At 38.6% G+C, this 17,177-nt stretch carries 11 protein-coding genes and 6 pseudogenes; 9 read left to right on the top strand and 8 right to left on the bottom strand.

Going from position 1 to position 17,177, the window contains the following annotated elements:
- Nucleotides 1–32: 32 nt before the first annotated feature.
- The 5 genes from KA717_11900 to KA717_11880 all read right to left on the bottom strand — a co-directional run bounded on the left by KA717_11900 (nucleotide 33) and on the right by KA717_11880 (nucleotide 4,651).
- The gene (locus KA717_11900; GenBank protein UXE63280.1) at nucleotides 33–1,238 is read right to left on the bottom strand and encodes an RNA-dependent DNA polymerase; all 1,206 of its coding nucleotides are present in this window, start codon (nucleotides 1,236–1,238) and stop codon (nucleotides 33–35) included.
- Entirely contained in the window at nucleotides 1,235–2,278 is a 1,044-nt protein-coding gene (locus tag KA717_11895) for an IS630 family transposase (protein UXE63279.1), read from the bottom strand. Before KA717_11895 ends, KA717_11900 begins: the two co-directional genes overlap by 4 nt.
- Before the next feature lie 165 nt (nucleotides 2,279–2,443).
- Nucleotides 2,444–3,724, bottom strand: coding sequence for an ISKra4 family transposase (locus KA717_11890; protein UXE64635.1), 1,281 nt, complete (start codon nucleotides 3,722–3,724; stop codon nucleotides 2,444–2,446).
- A 91-nt stretch (nucleotides 3,725–3,815) separates the two neighbouring features.
- Entirely contained in the window at nucleotides 3,816–4,292 is a 477-nt protein-coding gene (locus KA717_11885; protein UXE63278.1) for a hypothetical protein, read from the bottom strand.
- 143 nt (nucleotides 4,293–4,435) lie between these two features.
- On the bottom strand, nucleotides 4,436–4,651 hold the full coding sequence (locus KA717_11880) for a hypothetical protein (protein UXE63277.1): 216 nt from the start codon (nucleotides 4,649–4,651) through the stop codon (nucleotides 4,436–4,438).
- Between the two features lie 132 nt (nucleotides 4,652–4,783).
- Between KA717_11880 and KA717_11875 the strand changes: the two are divergent.
- Nucleotides 4,784–6,121: pseudogene (locus KA717_11875) on the top strand (IS5 family transposase).
- Nucleotides 6,122–6,242: 121 nt separating this feature from the next.
- A pseudogene (locus KA717_11870) lies at nucleotides 6,243–7,580 on the top strand (IS5 family transposase).
- Nucleotides 7,581–8,044: 464 nt separating this feature from the next.
- Here the strand turns inward: KA717_11870 and KA717_11865 are convergent.
- Nucleotides 8,045–9,326: pseudogene (locus KA717_11865) on the bottom strand (ISKra4 family transposase).
- Between the two features lie 164 nt (nucleotides 9,327–9,490).
- Here KA717_11865 and KA717_11860 point away from each other — a divergent pair.
- The 5 genes and pseudogenes from KA717_11860 (at nucleotide 9,491) to KA717_11840 (ending at nucleotide 13,515) form a co-directional block, all read left to right on the top strand.
- A complete protein-coding gene (locus tag KA717_11860) occupies nucleotides 9,491–10,117 on the top strand; it encodes a protein rep (GenBank protein UXE63276.1) in 627 nt (208 codons plus the stop codon).
- 252 nt (nucleotides 10,118–10,369) lie between these two features.
- Nucleotides 10,370–10,687, top strand: a complete 318-nt coding sequence (locus KA717_11855) for a hypothetical protein (GenBank protein UXE63275.1) — start codon at nucleotides 10,370–10,372, stop codon at nucleotides 10,685–10,687.
- A 3-nt stretch (nucleotides 10,688–10,690) separates the two neighbouring features.
- Nucleotides 10,691–11,542 carry a KilA-N domain-containing protein gene (locus KA717_11850; protein ID UXE63274.1) on the top strand — a complete coding sequence of 284 codons (852 nt, stop codon included), beginning with the start codon at nucleotides 10,691–10,693 and terminating at the stop codon, nucleotides 11,540–11,542.
- 74 nt (nucleotides 11,543–11,616) lie between these two features.
- Nucleotides 11,617–12,075, top strand: coding sequence for a hypothetical protein (locus KA717_11845; GenBank protein UXE63273.1), 459 nt, complete (start codon nucleotides 11,617–11,619; stop codon nucleotides 12,073–12,075).
- Between the two features lie 975 nt (nucleotides 12,076–13,050).
- Nucleotides 13,051–13,515, top strand: a pseudogene (locus KA717_11840) (transposase).
- Between the two features lie 6 nt (nucleotides 13,516–13,521).
- On the opposite strand, the gene KA717_11835 reads toward KA717_11840, so the two are convergent.
- Entirely contained in the window at nucleotides 13,522–14,847 is a 1,326-nt protein-coding gene (locus KA717_11835; protein UXE64634.1) for an IS4 family transposase, read from the bottom strand.
- Between the two features lie 117 nt (nucleotides 14,848–14,964).
- Between KA717_11835 and KA717_11830 the strand changes: the two are divergent.
- Nucleotides 14,965–15,867, top strand: a pseudogene (locus KA717_11830) (IS5 family transposase).
- 218 nt (nucleotides 15,868–16,085) lie between these two features.
- Complete coding sequence (locus KA717_11825; GenBank protein ID UXE63272.1) at nucleotides 16,086–16,712, top strand: IS630 family transposase; 627 nt, start codon at nucleotides 16,086–16,088, stop codon at nucleotides 16,710–16,712.
- Here KA717_11825 and KA717_11820 read toward each other — a convergent pair.
- A pseudogene (locus tag KA717_11820) lies at nucleotides 16,709–17,167 on the bottom strand (transposase). The gene KA717_11825 and the pseudogene KA717_11820 overlap by 4 nt on opposite strands.
- Between the last annotated feature and the right edge of the window lie 10 nt (nucleotides 17,168–17,177).

The raw sequence follows: 17,177 nt of genomic DNA, 5'->3' as shown, positions 1-17,177 counted from the left end.
GTAGTTCTAAAGATTCTACTTCAGAGATTAGGTTAAGTCCACAATGACAACACTGGAACTTTTGCGCTCGTCAGCTTCTTTGAATAAATTGAGTTATAGAAAGGTTTCTCTCTTTTCGTCCAATAGTTCAAATCACCGTCAAAATAAGATTTTTCTCCCTGAACCTTAATCCATTTTTCGGTGGGACAATTACCAGTAGATACTAATTTTTGCCCCTCAGTTTTGTAGAACTGAACAAAATCCTTAACAGTTTTGCCCCGTTTTCTTAAAAACCATTTACGGATAATATAGAGAAGGGTTTTCCTCACTCGCGAGTCACTCAAAGAGCGATTACCACAGAACTTATAGAAATTCCACCAGCCTCTTAAAAGGGGATTGAGCTTACTTATCAGAGTTTCCCAGCTTAGATGGCGGGATTTTCTAACAATATTCTTGACTTTTCTCAAAAGTCGCGTGATGCTTTCTTTTGACGGTTTCATACGAAAAACTTTGTCAGGATAAAGTTGACAATGATGTCCTAGAAAATCAAATCCCTCAGAGGCTTTTACCAATCGCGTTTTTCCCTCGTTAAGTTTAAGTCCTCGTTCTGCCAGTTTTGCCTCTATTTCTGCTTTGATTTCTCCCAATTTGGTTAAGTCTTTGCAGATGACCACGAAGTCGTCAGCATAGCGAATTATCGAGGCTCGACAGATTTGTTTCCTGTCATTTTTATATCGATAAAGGCGTTTACCTTCAATTCCGTGTAGAGCAATATTCGCAAGGAGAGGACTAATGACTCCTCCCTGTGGGGTTCCTGTTTGGGTTGACGTAAACTCAGGTTCTACGCCTGCCTTTAGTACCTGTTTTATTGCTCTATAAACTGTTTTATCGCAGATGAGGTTATTGAGAAGATACTGATGATTGATGCGGTCAAAGCACTTTTCTATGTCTCCGTCTAATATCCATGTGTCTGTTTTTCCACTGACTATACATCCTGCGATGTTTTGTAGGGCTTCGTGGACACTTCTTCCTAGACGAAAACCATGACTTTGAGCCAAGAAGGTGTCTTCGTGGGCGGGTTCAAGGGCATATTTCAACAGGTATTGGTACGCTCTATCCCCAAGGGTAGGGATATGTAGGCTTCTTTTGGTTCCATCTGGTTTGGGGATGTTTATTTTCCTTAATCCTTGATGTTCCCATTTCAGTCCTTTTTGGTGGAGAGCGTCGGCTAGTAGTCTAAGGCGTAAGTTATACTTCAAACGTTCATAATCTGAGATTTATCAAAGCGTTGAAATCGTAAGGTGAGCAGAGAATCAAGCTCCTCCTTATATTTTACGTTAGCATCCTCAAGACATCCTGAAATTGCTGCAGAAAACTGCGTAAAATCTTCATAATATTTTGCGTATAAACACTTCTTCTTCACAAACTTCCACAGTCTTTCAATTAAATTCAAGTTAGGAGAATAAGGAGGTAAGTACAGTAACTCTATTCCTAATGATTCTGCCAACTCCTGTACAATTCGGCATTTTTGATAACGAGCATTGTCTAATACCAACGTAATCGGTATTAATAGTCCTAATTCTGCTATCTTTTCTAGGAGTTCACAAACCTGAGTTCCCGTAATATAAGAACTGTTCGTTACCATAATTACTTCATGGGTAATTGCATTTAATGCTCCTAACACATTAAAACGTTTTCTCCCTGATGGTGACTTAATAAAAATCCTCTTGAAGCACCATATAAAATTTACAAATGCTCCCATTACAAAATGAGAGGCATCTACAAAGAAAACTGCCCTTTTTCCTGCTTTTGCCTCTTCTAGCCTTGGTTCTAGTTCTTTTTCTCTATAGCTATCCTGAGCTTCTACATCTGCTTTTGATGGAATTGTTCCCACCTTTAGACACCTCATTCCTATTGACTTTAAAAATTTTCTGACTTGCGTCGGACTTCTTTTTATTCCTGTTAATTCTTCTATTCTTTTTACTGCTTCATTTATTGCTGCTGGTGGATTTGACTCAAAATATGCCTCAATTGTCCCTTGATGCTCTGTTAACTCGCTTTTCGGGCGATTAAATTTTATTTCTTTTAGTTTTTCTATCCCGCCCTCTTGATAATCACGGATATAGCTTGTCACCGTATTTACTGAAACTCCTGCGAATTGAGCAATTTTTTGATGAGACAATCCCTGACTTTTTAGCCATAAAACTTCCATCTTTAGCTGCACTCTAGGATGCGGGTGATTAAACCGACCGTAAGACAACAGTCTTTTGTCTTCTTCTGTAAATTCTAACTTAATCATTTCTCAGCCTCTTGACTAATTTTTCTATTTTTATTATATTATCTCTTATTTTTAGAATTCGCAACCTGTGACCGTGTTTAGTATAAGATACTATTATTACTGGACAGTGGGAAGTTTATGGATGCCAGATAGGGTGCGACCTTTAGTTGATAAAAGCTGTTGTAATCAGGGTTCTACAGGGAACCCATATTGATCAAGTTTTGCCCAAAATTGACTCCATCGTTCCTTGGTCAATACCAAAGCTCGTAGGCTCAAAATAATTCCTGCTCCTTTTTCCTTCCATCGCATCCCTGAACAACATAATCGTTGTTTGACCAACGTCTTACAAGCTGCTTCCATAACACCTGAACCAATCGGATACTTTTTCTCTATGTATTCAGCATAATCCATTTGATGCTGATGATTCTCGTAATAAGTAATCGCCGCTAGTAGTTTCTCGGTAAGATTCTTAGAATGACTTTTTTCTTCTTTGACTTCTTTCATCAGATTTAGCAGTTCTCCTGCTTTTCCTTTTTCATGCTTGAGTTCTCGACAATTTTCAGTCAACCATTCTTTTTGTTTTGACACGGTATTCGGATGCAACGCTTCTGCCAAGGCACCTAAGTAACCAGAGGCATGATAGAAATCTAATATCTGTTCTTCCGTTTGCTTTTCTAAAAACTTCCAATTTGATTCTGCCCCGTCTGCTATCCCGACCAATGTTGCCTCTGGATAACGGTTTTTCGCTCGCTCAATTTCTCTTTCTAATCTTTCTAGAAAACTCTTTTTTCCATACTCTGGTGCCGCACCTAGATAGATTGTAGGTTGACGTTCGCCTTCACTATCGTATAGGGAAACGGTTCCCACCATTGCTTCACGGTAGCCATCCTCACACATCAGCATACAGGTTCCATCTAATCCTATTCCCACTGTTGCAATTTGGCTATCCTCCTTGGGCGGGGCATAACTCCACGCTTCTTCTTTTGCCTGTACCACACTTCCTACTGCTTCACTCAATCTTTGGATATAGGATAGCGCTACTTTTCTACCATGATTTTCTAATAAATCATTTTTCGCCTCTTTGCCTGCCATCCCTGACATTTTTGAGGATACCTGTTTTGCCAATAATGGCGTTGATGTTATGATTATCCTTGCTTCTCTTTCTAAGGGGCAATACGTTTTTCCTCCTACTGAACGCTGATATACATGACGATTCACTATAACCTCACCATAAGGTGTTTGATATTCTTTCGGTTGCTCTCCCTTACTCTTCCAGATTTCTTCACCGATTTTTAAGGGTGAACCATCTGTATCTAAATATTTCAAGGCTTCTTTGCTGGCGATGCAACCTACTTCGTTTAAGCCTTTTTGAATATTTATTTCTGTATCCAACATTGAACGACTGAGTTCTAATGTTAGTTCTATTTTTATCTTTGAACCCTCTACATTAATTAGTTTTGCTGTCATCATTGTTTCCTCTTTGTCACTTTTCATCTCATGTTAACACTTGTCTTTTCCTTCATCAACTAAAGGTCACACCCGCCAGATAAGGTAATGACTATGCGACGAAAGTAAGCATATCAGGGCTTGGGGAAGAGGCAAGTTTAGCGGTAAGGAATTTAGGCAAAAGCAGACTGGGTGGACTTTGAGGAAAAATCATTTGGGCTTGATGTTGAAGGGCTAGTTGAGCAATCCGTTCACTAGGGTAGCCATGGGATGGTAATGTCCGAAACCATCGAGGAAAATTAGCCCAAATCCCCTGGGGTAACTCTAAGGCGAGAATTTGAAGTAGCCCTAAAGCAATGGCATTAAGGTTAACAAAACGCTCAAAGGCTTCTACCTTGTTTAAAATCTGAGTCTGAACAGCTTGTGGATAGTCACTGAGGATAAGATTGCTGGGCCAGGTAGGTAAAGTAGGAAGACTCTTAAGCCAAAAACGATAGGCAAAGCTGCCCAAAAGATGGACTAATTGACGAAAAGTGACTTCAATCTTAAATCGGAGACCGTAAGCGGCAATAATCTCAGGTCCAGTCAAACAGAGATCAGTAGAAAGCAGAATTCAGTCGTCGTCCGTTAGGCAATTGGGTCAGAACAAACTTGACGAGCTGATGGGGACTATCCCAGTGGAACTCAAAGCACTGATAAGAAACCGTGACTTGTTGACCATAGAGCCAGACTTTAGCTGTCGGAAAGTCCGCCGCCAGAGCGAACAGCTTTTCTAGTTTTATCTTTTATCGAACTCCCCCAAATCCGTGGTCGTCCTCTCCCCGTCAGCGTCGGCACGGAACAAAAGGGGGCATAGGCGACGGTGGAGCAACGCACTCTTGTGATTAGATGCAAGGCGTTCTGGCGAAAACTTTTGAGCACTGGTTCGCAAGCAAAATAAGCATCCAAAATTACATAGGGCTTGCTGAAAAAAGCTGAAACCTTTACGGAGAAAAATAGTAGGCGAATTAAGAACCGCTAGAATGCACGAAAATAGGGTAGAATGCCTCAAAACCATTGCATTAAGAAGAGAGAAAGCAGATGTACCGAAAGCAACAGTACTCAATTGAAACACCAGAAAACTTGAAAAATCTGTTCGGCGGGCAGTTAGACGAAGAAAATCGTTGGATAGAAATGTCAAAAATGATTCCCTGGGAAGAATATGAGGAAGAATATGCAAAAAACTTCACAGAAAAAAAAGGAGCCCCAGCCAAATCATTTAGAATGGCATTAGGAGCATTAATTATCAAAGAAATTTCAGGAAAAAGTGACAGAGAAACAGTAGAACAAATAAAAGAGAACCCTTATTTACAGTACTTTATAGGAATGGAAAGCTATAGTAGCAAAGAAGCATTTAATGCGTCAATGATGGTTCATTTTCGTAAAAAAATAGGAATGGAATTAATAAATAAATAAAATTAATAAAGAAATAGAAAAAAAAGCGACGGGTGTAGCGTCAGAAAAAAAGAAAATGAAGGAAAGTTATTGTTAGATGCGACTTGTACACCAGCAGATATAAAATATCCAACGGATATAGGAATATTGAATGATGCCAGAGAAAAAACAGAAAAAATAATAGATAAGCTGTATGAAGAAATAAAAGAGAAAAGGAAAGAAAAGCCGAGGACTTATAGGGAAGTGGCAAGAAAAGAGTACTTAGCCATAGCAAAAAAACGTCGTGTGTCAAAAAAAGAAAGAAGAAAAGGAACAAAAAAACAACTAGGATATATAAAAAGAAACTTGTCTCATATAGAAAAAATGATAGAAGAGGGAGCAAAGTTAGAAAAACTAACGAAAAAAGAGCAAGAAGAGCTTGTAACGATAGGAAAAGTGTATGAGCAACAGTTAGAAATGTATGAAAAAAAGACAAATAAAGTAGAAAACAGAATTGTGAGTGTAAGCCAACCTCACGTGCGTCCAATAGTGCGTGGAAAAGCGGGAAAAGCAGTAGAGTTTGGAGCTAAAATATCGGCAAGTAATGTGAATGGCTTTGTCTTCTTAGACAAATTAAGTTGGGATAATTACAACGAATCGGGAGATTTACAAGCGCGAATAGAAGAATATAAAAGGGAAACAGGATGTTATCCGGAATCGGTTCATGTGGATAAAATCTATCGAACAAAAGCGAATCGAGCTTATTGTAAAGAAAGGGATATAAGAATGAGTGGTTTCCGATTGGGAAGACCGCCGAAAGAGGTGAGCAAAGAAAAAAAGAAAGAGGCACGCTCAGATGAAAGAGTGCGTAATGCCATTGAGGGTAAATTCGGACAGGGAAAGAGGAAATTTAGTCTTGGTCGAGTGATGGCCAAACTACCTGAGACCTCGGAAACGGTAATTGCGATGAACTTTTTGGTAATGAATCTTTCTACTCTACTTCGGGCTTGCTGAAAAAAGCTGAGACCTTTACGGAGAAAAATAGTAGGCGAATTAAGAACCGCTAGAATGCACGAAAATAGGGTAGAATGCCTCAAAACCATTGCATTAAGAAGAGAGAAAGCAGATGTACCGAAAGCAACAGTACTCAATTGAAACACCAGAAAACTTGAAAAATCTGTTCGGCGGGCAGTTAGACGAAGAAAATCGTTGGATAGAAATGTCAAAAATGATTCTTTGGGAAGAATATGAGGAAGAATATGCAAAAAACTTCACAGAAAAAAAAGGAGCCCCAGCCAAATCATTTAGAATGGCATTAGGAGCATTAATTATCAAAGAAATTTCAGGAAAAAGTGACAGAGAAACAGTAGAACAAATAAAAGAGAACCCTTATTTACAGTACTTTATAGGAATGGAAAGCTATAGTAGCAAAGAAGCATTTAATGCGTCAATGATGGTTCATTTTCGTAAAAAAATAGGAATGGAATTAATAAATAAAATTAATAAAGAAATAGAAAAAAAAGCGACGGGTGTAGCGTCAGAAAAAAAAGAAAATGAAGGAAAGTTATTGTTAGATGCGACTTGTACACCAGCAGATATAAAATATCCAACGGATATAGGAATATTGAATGATGCCAGAGAAAAAACAGAAAAAATAATAGATAAGCTGTATGAAGAAATAAAAGAGAAAAGGAAAGAAAAGCCGAGGACTTATAGGGAAGTGGCAAGAAAAGAGTACTTAGCCATAGCAAAAAAACGTCGTGTGTCAAAAAAAGAAAGAAGAAAAGGAACAAAAAAACAACTAGGATATATAAAAAGAAACTTGTCTGATATAGAAAAAATGATAGAAGAGGGAGCAAAGTTAGAAAAACTAACGAAAAAAGAGCAAGAAGAGCTTGTAACGATAGGAAAAGTGTATGAGCAACAGTTAGAAATGTATGAAAAAAAGACAAATAAAGTAGAAAACAGAATTGTGAGTGTAAGCCAACCTCACGTGCGTCCAATAGTGCGTGGAAAAGCGGGAAAAGCAGTAGAGTTTGGAGCTAAAATATCGGCAAGTAATGTGAATGGCTTTGTCTTCTTAGACAAATTAAGTTGGGATAATTACAACGAATCGGGAGATTTACAAGCGCGAATAGAAGAATATAAAAGGGAAACAGGATGTTATCCGGAATCGGTTCATGTGGATAAAATCTATCGAACAAAAGCGAATCGAGCTTATTGTAAAGAAAGGGATATAAGAATGAGTGGTCCCCGATTGGGAAGACCGCCGAAAGAGGTGAGCAAAGAAAAAAAGAAAGAGGCACGCTCAGATGAAAGAGTGCGTAATGCCATTGAGGGTAAATTCGGACAGGGAAAGAGGAAATTTAGTCTTGGTCGAGTGATGGCCAAACTACCTGAGACCTCGGAAACGGTAATTGCGATGAACTTTTTGGTAATGAATCTTTCTACTCTACTTCAGAAGACAAAAAGTAAAAAGTTGTAGAGTCGTTTTTCTTGTGAAAAATGGTGTTAATTTTCCTCTCTTTTGTGAGGAGTGATTTGTGTTGACCTTTTTAGACAGAAAGGAACAATAGATTAAACAAAATCTGTATTTTGATTTGTTTCCATAAGGATAAGTTATCTATGCTTTTTCAGTCCATACTTCCCTAACCCACATTTCTTTCGTTTTTTGACTTTTTCAGCAAGCCCTACTTCAGAAGACAAAAAGTAAAAAGTTGTAGAGTCGTTTTTCTTGTGAAAAATGGTGTTAATTTTCCTCTCTTTTGTGAGGAGTGATTTGTGTTGACCTTTTTAGACAGAAAGGAACAATAGATTAAACAAAATCTGTATTTTGATTTGTTTCCATAAGGATAAGTTATCTATGCTTTTTCAGTCCATACTTCCCTAACCCAGGGTGCGACCTTTAGTTGATAAAAGCTGTTGTAATCAGGGTTCTACAGGGAACCCATATTGATCAAGTTTTGCCCAAAATTGACTCCATCGTTCCTTGGTCAATACCAAAGCTCGTAGGCTCAAAATAATTCCTGCTCCTTTTTCCTTCCATCGCATCCCTGAACAACATAATCGTTGTTTGACCAACGTCTTACAAGCTGCTTCCGTAACACCTGAACCAATCGGATACTTTTTCTCTATGTATTCAGCATAATCCATTTGATGCTGATGATTCTCGTAATAAGTAATCGCCGCTTGTAGTTTCTCGGTAAGATTCTTAGAATGACTTTTTTCTTCTTTGACTTCTTTCATCAGATTTAGCAGTTCTCCTGCTTTTCCTTTTTCATGCTTGAGTTCTCGACAATTTTCAGTCAACCATTCTTTTTGTTTTGACACGGTATTCGGATGCAACGCTTCTGCCAAGGCACCTAAGTAACCAGAGGCATGATAGAAATCTAATATCTGTTCTTCCGTTTGCTTTTCTAAAAACTTCCAATTTGATTCTGCCCCGTCTGCTATCCCGACCAATGTTGCCTCTGGATAACGGTTTTTCGCTCGCTCAATTTCTCTTTCTAATCTTTCTAGAAAACTCTTTTTTCCATACTCTGGTGCCGCACCTAGATAGATTGTATGTTGACGTTCGCCTTCACTATCGTATAGGGAAACGGTTCCCACCATTGCTTCACGGTAGCCATCCTCACACATCAGCATACAGGTTCCATCTAATCCTATTCCCACTGTTGCAATTTGGCTATCCTCCTTGGGCGGGGCATAACTCCACGCTTCTTCTTTTGCCTGTACCACACTTCCTACTGCTTCACTCAATCTTTGGATATAGGATAGCGCTACTTTTCTACCATGATTTTCTAATAAATCATTTTTCACCTCTTTGCCTGCCATCCCTGACATTTTTGAGGATACCTGTTTTGCCAATAATGGCGTTGATGTTATGATTATCCTTGCTTCTCTTTCTAAGGGGCAATACGTTTTTCCTCAAAGGTGAACGCTGATATACATGACGATTCACTATAACCTCACCATAAGGTGTTTGATATTCTTTCGGTTGCTCTCCCTTACTCTTCCAGATTTCTTCACCGATTTTTAAGGGTGAACCATCTGTATCTAAATATTTCAAGGCTTCTTTGCTGGCGATGCAACCTACTTCGTTTAAGCCTTTTTGAATATTTATTTCTGTATCCAACATTGAACGACTGAGTTCTAATGTTAGTTCTATTTTTATCTTTGAACCCTCTACATTAATTAGTTTTGCTGTCATCATTGTTTCCTCTTTGTCACTTTTCATCTCATGTTAACACTTTTCTTTTCCTTCATCAACTAAAGGTCGCACCCCTAACCCACATTTCTTTCGTTTTTTGACTTTTTCAGCAAGCCCTAGTTACTGATTATCCTGATGGGCGTTGGATTTTTCTGACGTTGACCATGAAAAATTGTGAGTTGACCGATTTAAGAGAGACATTGCATCATCTTAATCAGTCTTTTAGACGGTTAACCCAGTTGAAGGCATTCCCTGGGATAGGTTGGATAAAGTCGGTTGAGATTACAAGGGGACGCGATGGGCAATCAGCACATCCTCATCTCCATTGTCTAATCCTGTTGAAGGATAGCTATTACAAGGAAGATTATCTATCCAAGACTGATTGGATCGCTTTATGGAAGCAATGCCTTCGAGTTGATTATTCTCCAATTCTGGACGTAAAAGCTGTTCAGGCTGAAAGTTCACCAGTGGGGTTGATTGCGGAAATCTTAAAGTACCAGTGCAAGGAAAGTGACCTTGTGGCTGATTGTGATTGGTTTTTGGAGTATGTTAAACAGGTACATGGTACAAGAGCAGTCGGGGTTGGCGGTGTTCTTCGGGACTATTTCAGAGAATTAGAAGAGGAGCCAGAGGATTTAATTGGCCATGATGAGGAATCAACGGAAGAGACTGAAGGCCCGTCTCTCTATTTTCGATGGAATAGGAAAATCAAAAAATATGTCATGGTTACGGCGACCGCGATAGGGATTGTCTGTAAGATTCCCGAAAAGGGATATGACGACACCACCTAACACCACTAAAACATGACTCTTTCTATACTCTAAACGGCTAAAAAATGGACTTATAAAAAAGGACTAAAATCCATTGCTAATAAGGCTTTTAGCCATTTTGAAAAAGTTAAGTTCTAACCCGTTCAGAGTATAACACTGGCTTTATCCATGTATTTCATGGATAATTTTTGCTATACTTTACCATGTATTACATGACATTTTCCATTACTTATGATAATGATGGTGTAACATAGTCAATATAGGAGAAAGAAAATGCCTAGAGGTGGTAAGCGTGTTGGCGCAGGAGGAAAGTTTAAGTGGAATCACGGGAAAACAAGAGTTATCAGGGTTCCCGATTCACTCGCTAATGATATTTTGGAGTTCGCTAGGCGATTAGACGCAAGCGACTATGATTGTGTTACAGAGACAAAAATCATTGATTTGTCAGGGGTGTCAGTTTTCACAAAGAATGGCAAGTCCTGTATATTTCTCAGTGATCTACTATTTTTGGGTTATGAGATTAAGCCAGATAAATTAACGGAAAGAATTATCTCTGAAGCTTATAAAGACCAGTTAATCAAAGGAATTTAGAGTATGAACACTAGAATTAAGACTATAGAGCGCAAAATTGAGGGAATTGCCATATATCAGCGAGAAACAGATGGATATGTCAATGCAACCCAGATATGTAAGGCACATCTGGAGATAACGGGAGAGAGAAAAGATACGTCCAATTGGCTACAAACAAAAATGGCACAGTCCGCCATCAATAAGCTTTCTCTCGTTACAGGAATTCCTGTAACGGAATTAATAGAGGTAAAGCAAGGTGGCAAATATCAGGGGACATGGATACATCCCCGTCTTGCTGTTCGTTTTACGATGTGGGTCAACGATGATTTTTCTTTGTTCGTAGAAGACTGGATTCATTCTTGGTTGGGTTCTGGCTATACTCCTGCTCAGATGGAAGCAGATATAGACAGGATTGCTATGCGTGATAAATTGAAAAATTCTAGCAGGACAGCACTGACAGATCAGGTAAAGTCGTTTTTAGAGGCATCCAACCAATACAACCCACGTTCTAAAGAAACAGGGATATTCTTTGGACGAGTCCACAACGAAGTCAATCTTGTTCTTACAGGAGAGAAGGCTTCTGACATGAGGCAAAGGCTGGAGTCTTCTTTAGGTAAGCCTGTTAGTGAAAATGAATTACTTCGTGATTATTTTCCTATTACTGATTTGGCTGATTATGCTGCGATTTGTCAGACAGCAGCAAACAACATAGAAAACGGGATGCACCCCATAAACGCCATAAAAATGGCCGCCAAGCAAGTTTTGCCTCCGAACCATGTTCCAAATCCAATTGACTTTACTGAAAAAATAAGTTTTGCAAGGTATCGCTTAGAGCAAGCTAGACGAGGACGGTTCTATCTTGAAGATGAAAAATAATAAATAATCAAGTAATACATGGATAGTGCTATCCTTTCGGTAATCAATCCTCTGACTTTCATGTATTACTCGGTATGACCCGCATTCGTGGTGACAACGGTAAATTTATTCAAAAGTCTAATGAGCTTCGTCCTGTCAGAAGCATTCGGGCGACAGATTCAACATGGGAAATGCTAGGAAATATAGCCGACAAACAGCGTATTACAAGGGCAGATTTGATTGAACATTTTGCATTAAACCATGTATTACATGAGAGTTTGGAAAAAGAAAACGAGAAACTGAAAGACGAGATGGCAGTATTGCGACTTCAGCTATCAGACATGGAGGGTAAGACTTCTTTCTCTAATCATGGAAATCCTCAACAACTAGATATGTTTTCAGGTATTAAGCAACTTGATCGTGATCTGCTACATCAGCTTCGAGATCGGGTTCTTGGGATGAAGATTTTGTCGGTTGGGGAACAATCCAAGTATTACAAGGAGACCGTAAAGGTGCTTAATAAGTTTATTAGCCTCCTGTTGAAAGAACTCTAGCCTTTTGCCATGTCTCTTTGATGCGGATCGAGACCTGTTTAAGTAGTTCGTTTCTCGTAGTCAAGGGAGTGTTGTAGTGAAGTCCTAGACCTTCAAAAGTCTATTCTGGTAGTCGCCAAGCTCTGTACTTCCCCCGATATGTCGGTTGGAAAACTCATTCAGGAATCTGCGATAATCAGGACAATACGCTCTGGTGGAGACCAACGTAGGAACCGACATAGAGCCTCCATAGTCCGTAGCCACTCGGCAGGAGGCTTGTCAATATTTGCTTCTTTACCGCCAAATTTACACCGCATTTGGCGGCCTTTAGCGCGTCAGCGCGACTAGAATCATCTAATCATTAATCATTAAAATCATTAATCATTAAGGGATAACGTTGATCGAGGTTTTGCCCGTATCCCCTGCACTTCAAAATAATTAATCTCAAATAGCAAAAAACTCCAGTATCCTAGAAGGTATCTTACGCCAACCAAATACTCGGAGTTTTTGTGCCTGACCAACTCAATATCGGTCAAAAATCTAATGTTCCCATTGTATCTTTTATTCATCAAGATGGATATACATTCTTAGAATCCCTCTCTGAAAAAGATAAGCCTTGGGATAAGCATCGGAAAAATGCCGACATCATCTCTAATTATTACAAGCAAGGGGGAATGGATTCTCACGCCGAGAGGGTTTCCCTTTGCTCTCAATTACTAGAATTCAAACTGGTTCCCGATAATAAGACAGGTCAACAGAGGTTAAAGTTGGCTTCTGCTAAATTCTGTCGGGTTCGCCATTGTCCGATCTGTCAGTGGAGACGATCGCTCCGTTGGAAGGCAAAAGCCTACGAGAATCTACCAAAGGTAGTTAGGGCTTGCTGAAAAAAGCTGAAACCTTTACGGAGAAAAATAGTAGGCGAATTAAGAACCGCTAGAATGCACGAAAATAGGGTAGAATGCCTCAAAACCATTGCATTAAGAAGAGAGAAAGCAGATGTACCGAAAGCAACAGTACTCAATTGAAACACCAGAAAACTTGAAAAATCTGTTCGGCGGGCAGTTAGACGAAGAAAATCGTTGGATAGAAATGTCAAAAATGATTCTTTGGGAAGAATATGAGGAAGAATATGCAAAAAACTTCACAGAAAAAAAAGGAGCCCCAGCCAAATCATTTAGAATGGCATTAGGAGCATTAATTATCAAAGAAATTTCAGGAAAAAGTGACAGAGAAACAGTAGAACAAATAAAAGAGAACCCTTATTTACAGTACTTTATAGGAATGGAAAGCTATAGTAGCAAAGAAGCATTTAATGCGTCAATGATGGTTCATTTTCGTAAAAAAATAGGAATGGAATTAATAAATAAAATTAATAAAGAAATAGAAAAAAAAGCGACGGGTGTAGCGTCAGAAAAAAAAGAAAATGAAGGAAAGTTATTGTTAGATGCGACTTGTACACCATCCGTGTCAACTTAAAGGAATGGGTTCCCAAATTTGTTGATTGAGAGCGGCCTTTTCTCGATGTCGCTTTCTCTCAGCTTTGACCAAACCAAATAACTTAGCACGTTCAGCCAGATAGGTTACTGTATCAGGCTTTTCTCCTCTAGCAATAGCCTTCGCTACATAGTATAGACTCCGAAACACCATCTCTACTGAGATTTTTTCTTTCGGTTGATTTAGAGCAATCGCCACTTCCCCTACCAATTGATTTAAGACCGTATAGAAAATCAAAGTGCAAATAATCTGGATTTGGACACCATTCTTATTCCCTACCCATAAATAGGCTAGTCCTAAAAGTCTTTTCGTTAATAAAAAGGCTTCTTCGATTGTCCATCGTCTTCGATATAAATCACAGACCTCTTCGGCGGACAGTTGTTCGGGAGACAACACATTTGTTAAATACTGATACCAGATTGTTCCCCATAATACTGAGACTAATCTCACCGGATGCTTGCAAGGATTAGAACGGTAATTTCCCATAATGATAATCTCATCTCTGTAATGACTACCTTGAGACAATACTTGTTTGGTTTTGTAAGATGTACCCGCTCTAAATCTGGTTAGAAAAAACTTTTTAGCTTCTGTTAACAAATCAAACCACACAAAGCTAAAAAATCCCATATCTACGAGAATTAAACCATTTTCTGGTAATTTAGCTGCCAATTCTTCACACCATATTTTATCATTTGATTTATCATTTTCTGTGTACCATAAAGTAACGGGTCTTTGGGTAAAGGCTTCCACTACCATCATTATTTTACCCCCCAATTTACTCTTTTCTTCTTTACTTATTTTCATATTTTTCCTTATCTGCTCTAGCGTTGAGCCATCTGCTATCCACACTGCACTAAACTTTTCTCTTATTTTTTCCCATTTTTCTCCTACTTGGAGCTTCTTCCCTTTTTCGGCTGCTTTTTCTAACACTTCTTTTAGTAATATTGCAAATATTTCGGCTGGCACATTCATCATTCTTTTTGATACTGCCTGTTTGCTTACTTTTAATGATGCTACCCATAGCAATCCCTCTTCCTCTAACAGTCTTACCGCTTCACTTATACCCGCTATTTGACGATACACTATACTTAACACTAATGCCACCATTACTGGTAAATTTAATACCCTATCTCTCATCATTTTCTCATGAGTTCCCTGTAAATATTTTAATGGTGTAAACATTGTGGGTTCTAGTAATTCAAACAACTCTTTTGTTATTTCAGGGATTTCTACCCCTGGCTGATTTGTCTTACGACGTAAGTCTGGGTTTCCTTTTCTCCGAGGATGTTGTCTTGCCATTTGTTTTTTGCTCACTTTTTTATATACTAACCTTTTTTTCAGCCTACTCTTACTTCCGCCTGCTTTTAGGCTAATCTTTTGTGAGTAGGCATTTTGGCTTAAGTTGACACCAATGCTTGTACACCAGCAGATATAAAATATCCAACGGATATAGGAATATTGAATGATGCCAGAGAAAAAACAGAAAAAATAATAGATAAGCTGTATGAAGAAATAAAAGAGAAAAGGAAAGAAAAGCCGAGGACTTATAGGGAAGTGGCAAGAAAAGAGTACTTAGCCATAGCAAAAAAACGTCGTGTGTCAAAAAAAGAAAGAAGAAAAGGAACAAAAAAACAACTAGGATATATAAAAAGAAACTTGTCTGATATAGAAAAAATGATAGAAGAGGGAGCAAAGTTAGAAAAACTAACGAAAAAAGAGCAAGAAGAGCTTGTAACGATAGGAAAAGTGTATGAGCAACAGTTAGAAATGTATGAAAAAAAGACAAATAAAGTAGAAAACAGAATTGTGAGTGTAAGCCAACCTCACGTGCGTCCAATAGTGCGTGGAAAAGCGGGAAAAGCAGTAGAGTTTGGAGCTAAAATATCGGCAAGTAATGTGAATGGCTTTGTCTTCTTAGACAAATTAAGTTGGGATAATTACAACGAATCGGGAGATTTACAAGCGCGAATAGAAGAATATAAAAGGGAAACAGGATGTTATCCGGAATCGGTTCATGTGGATAAAATCTATCGAACAAAAGCGAATCGAGCTTATTGTAAAGAAAGGGATATAAGAATGAGTGGTCCCCGATTGGGAAGACCGCCGAAAGAGGTGAGCAAAGAAAAAAAGAAAGAGGCACGCTCAGATGAAAGAGTGCGTAATGCCATTGAGGGTAAATTCGGACAGGGAAAGAGGAAATTTAGTCTTGGTCGAGTGATGGCCAAACTACCTGAGACCTCGGAAACGGTAATTGCGATGAACTTTTTGGTAATGAATCTTTCTACTCTACTTCAGAAGACAAAAAGTAAAAAGTTGTAGAGTCGTTTTTCTTGTGAAAAATGGTGTTAATTTTCCTCTCTTTTGTGAGGAGTGATTTGTGTTGACCTTTTTAGACAGAAAGGAACAATAGATTAAACAAAATCTGTATTTTGATTTGTTTCCATAAGGATAAGTTATCTATGCTTTTTCAGTCCATACTTCCCTAACCCACATTTCTTTCGTTTTTTGACTTTTTCAGCAAGCCCTACATAGAGAAATTGACGGAGATAATAATCAAAGAGCCTGAAGAGTTTGGATATGAATTTGGACGTTGGACAGTAGCAAGACTATCAACTCATATGGAAAAAGAAACGGGTATATTGTTAGGAAATACACAACTTAGAAATATGCTTAAAAAAAAGCGATTTGTCTACATCTGGGCAAAATATAGTCTAGAAGATAAACAAGATGAGCAAAAAAGAGAGGAATTTAGAAAGAAAGTTGAAGAGTACAAGAAGCTTTTGAAAGAAAAGCCAGAATCAATCCAGATATGGTTTTGGGATGAAAGTGGCTTCAGCTTAAGAGTAATACGGAGAAAACATTGGACAAAAAAAGGAAAGCGTAAAAAAGTGAGGGGAGATAGAAGAAAAGGAAGAGTCAATGTAATGGGTGGTATTAGATATACTGACAAAAAACGGTGGGTTGATTTGATTCCCAGTGGTAACTCTCAAAACTTTAAGAGTGTATTATTGATATTTTACAAAGATATACAAAGAGAATGGATAGAGCAAGGAAATAAAAAAGAAGACTTTGAAAAGAATGGTCCGAAGATTGTGATTATTTTAGACGTAATTAGTCACAGCAATAAGTGGGGCTTAATTCTCATTAAGCCCCAAAAATACTAGAGAGGAAGAAAGTCATCAATGGAAGGAGGAGAAAGACCAGAGGAAGATAAAATAAGAGATAACTGTTCGACCGCACTTTTACCTTGAAGTCTCATGGTTTCAAGAAAACTAAACATCATGGCAACAAGTTGTCCGCCCCAATGACTTCTAGCACCGCCACTAACCTTACGATGAATAACAACAGGACGCAAGGCTCTCTCGGCATCATTGTTATCAGGTTTAACTTCAGGAAAAGTAAGAAAAGTAAACCAATCATGCCAATAACGTCGAAAGCGATTAGATAACAATTGGGAATCACTTGCCCATCCCGTGGGCGGCGGATTATCCAGAATCTCTTGAAGTTGAGCTTCAACTAGGGGTCGCTGTTGTTGTAAAGCTTCTAAGCTCAGTTTGCCTTGATGATAATCTCGATGGGATTGACGAGCTTGCTCTAGAAGGGTGCGACCTTTAGTTGATAAAAGCTGT

Origin of the sequence: Woronichinia naegeliana WA131 (assembly GCA_025370055.1) — a bacterium.
In the GTDB taxonomy this organism is placed as follows: Bacteria; Cyanobacteriota; Cyanobacteriia; order Cyanobacteriales; family Microcystaceae; genus Woronichinia; species Woronichinia naegeliana.
The sequence above is the reverse complement of the archived record's forward strand: the minus strand, read 5'-3'. Positions and strand labels throughout refer to the sequence as shown.

What these genes read in the sequence shown, in the direction of transcription:
- KA717_11895 (UXE63279.1), bottom strand. Translation starts at nt 2,278, where the DNA reads ATGATTAAGTTAGAATTTACAGAAGAAGACAAAAGACTGTTGTCTTAC.
- KA717_11890 (UXE64635.1), bottom strand. Translation starts at nt 3,724, where the DNA reads ATGACAGCAAAACTAATTAATGTAGAGGGTTCAAAGATAAAAATAGAA.
- KA717_11860 (UXE63276.1), top strand. Translation starts at nt 9,491, where the DNA reads ATGAAAAATTGTGAGTTGACCGATTTAAGAGAGACATTGCATCATCTT.
- KA717_11855 (UXE63275.1), top strand. Translation starts at nt 10,370, where the DNA reads ATGCCTAGAGGTGGTAAGCGTGTTGGCGCAGGAGGAAAGTTTAAGTGG.
- KA717_11850 (UXE63274.1), top strand. Translation starts at nt 10,691, where the DNA reads ATGAACACTAGAATTAAGACTATAGAGCGCAAAATTGAGGGAATTGCC.
- KA717_11845 (UXE63273.1), top strand. Translation starts at nt 11,617, where the DNA reads ATGACCCGCATTCGTGGTGACAACGGTAAATTTATTCAAAAGTCTAAT.
- KA717_11835 (UXE64634.1), bottom strand. Translation starts at nt 14,847, where the DNA reads ATGGCAAGACAACATCCTCGGAGAAAAGGAAACCCAGACTTACGTCGT.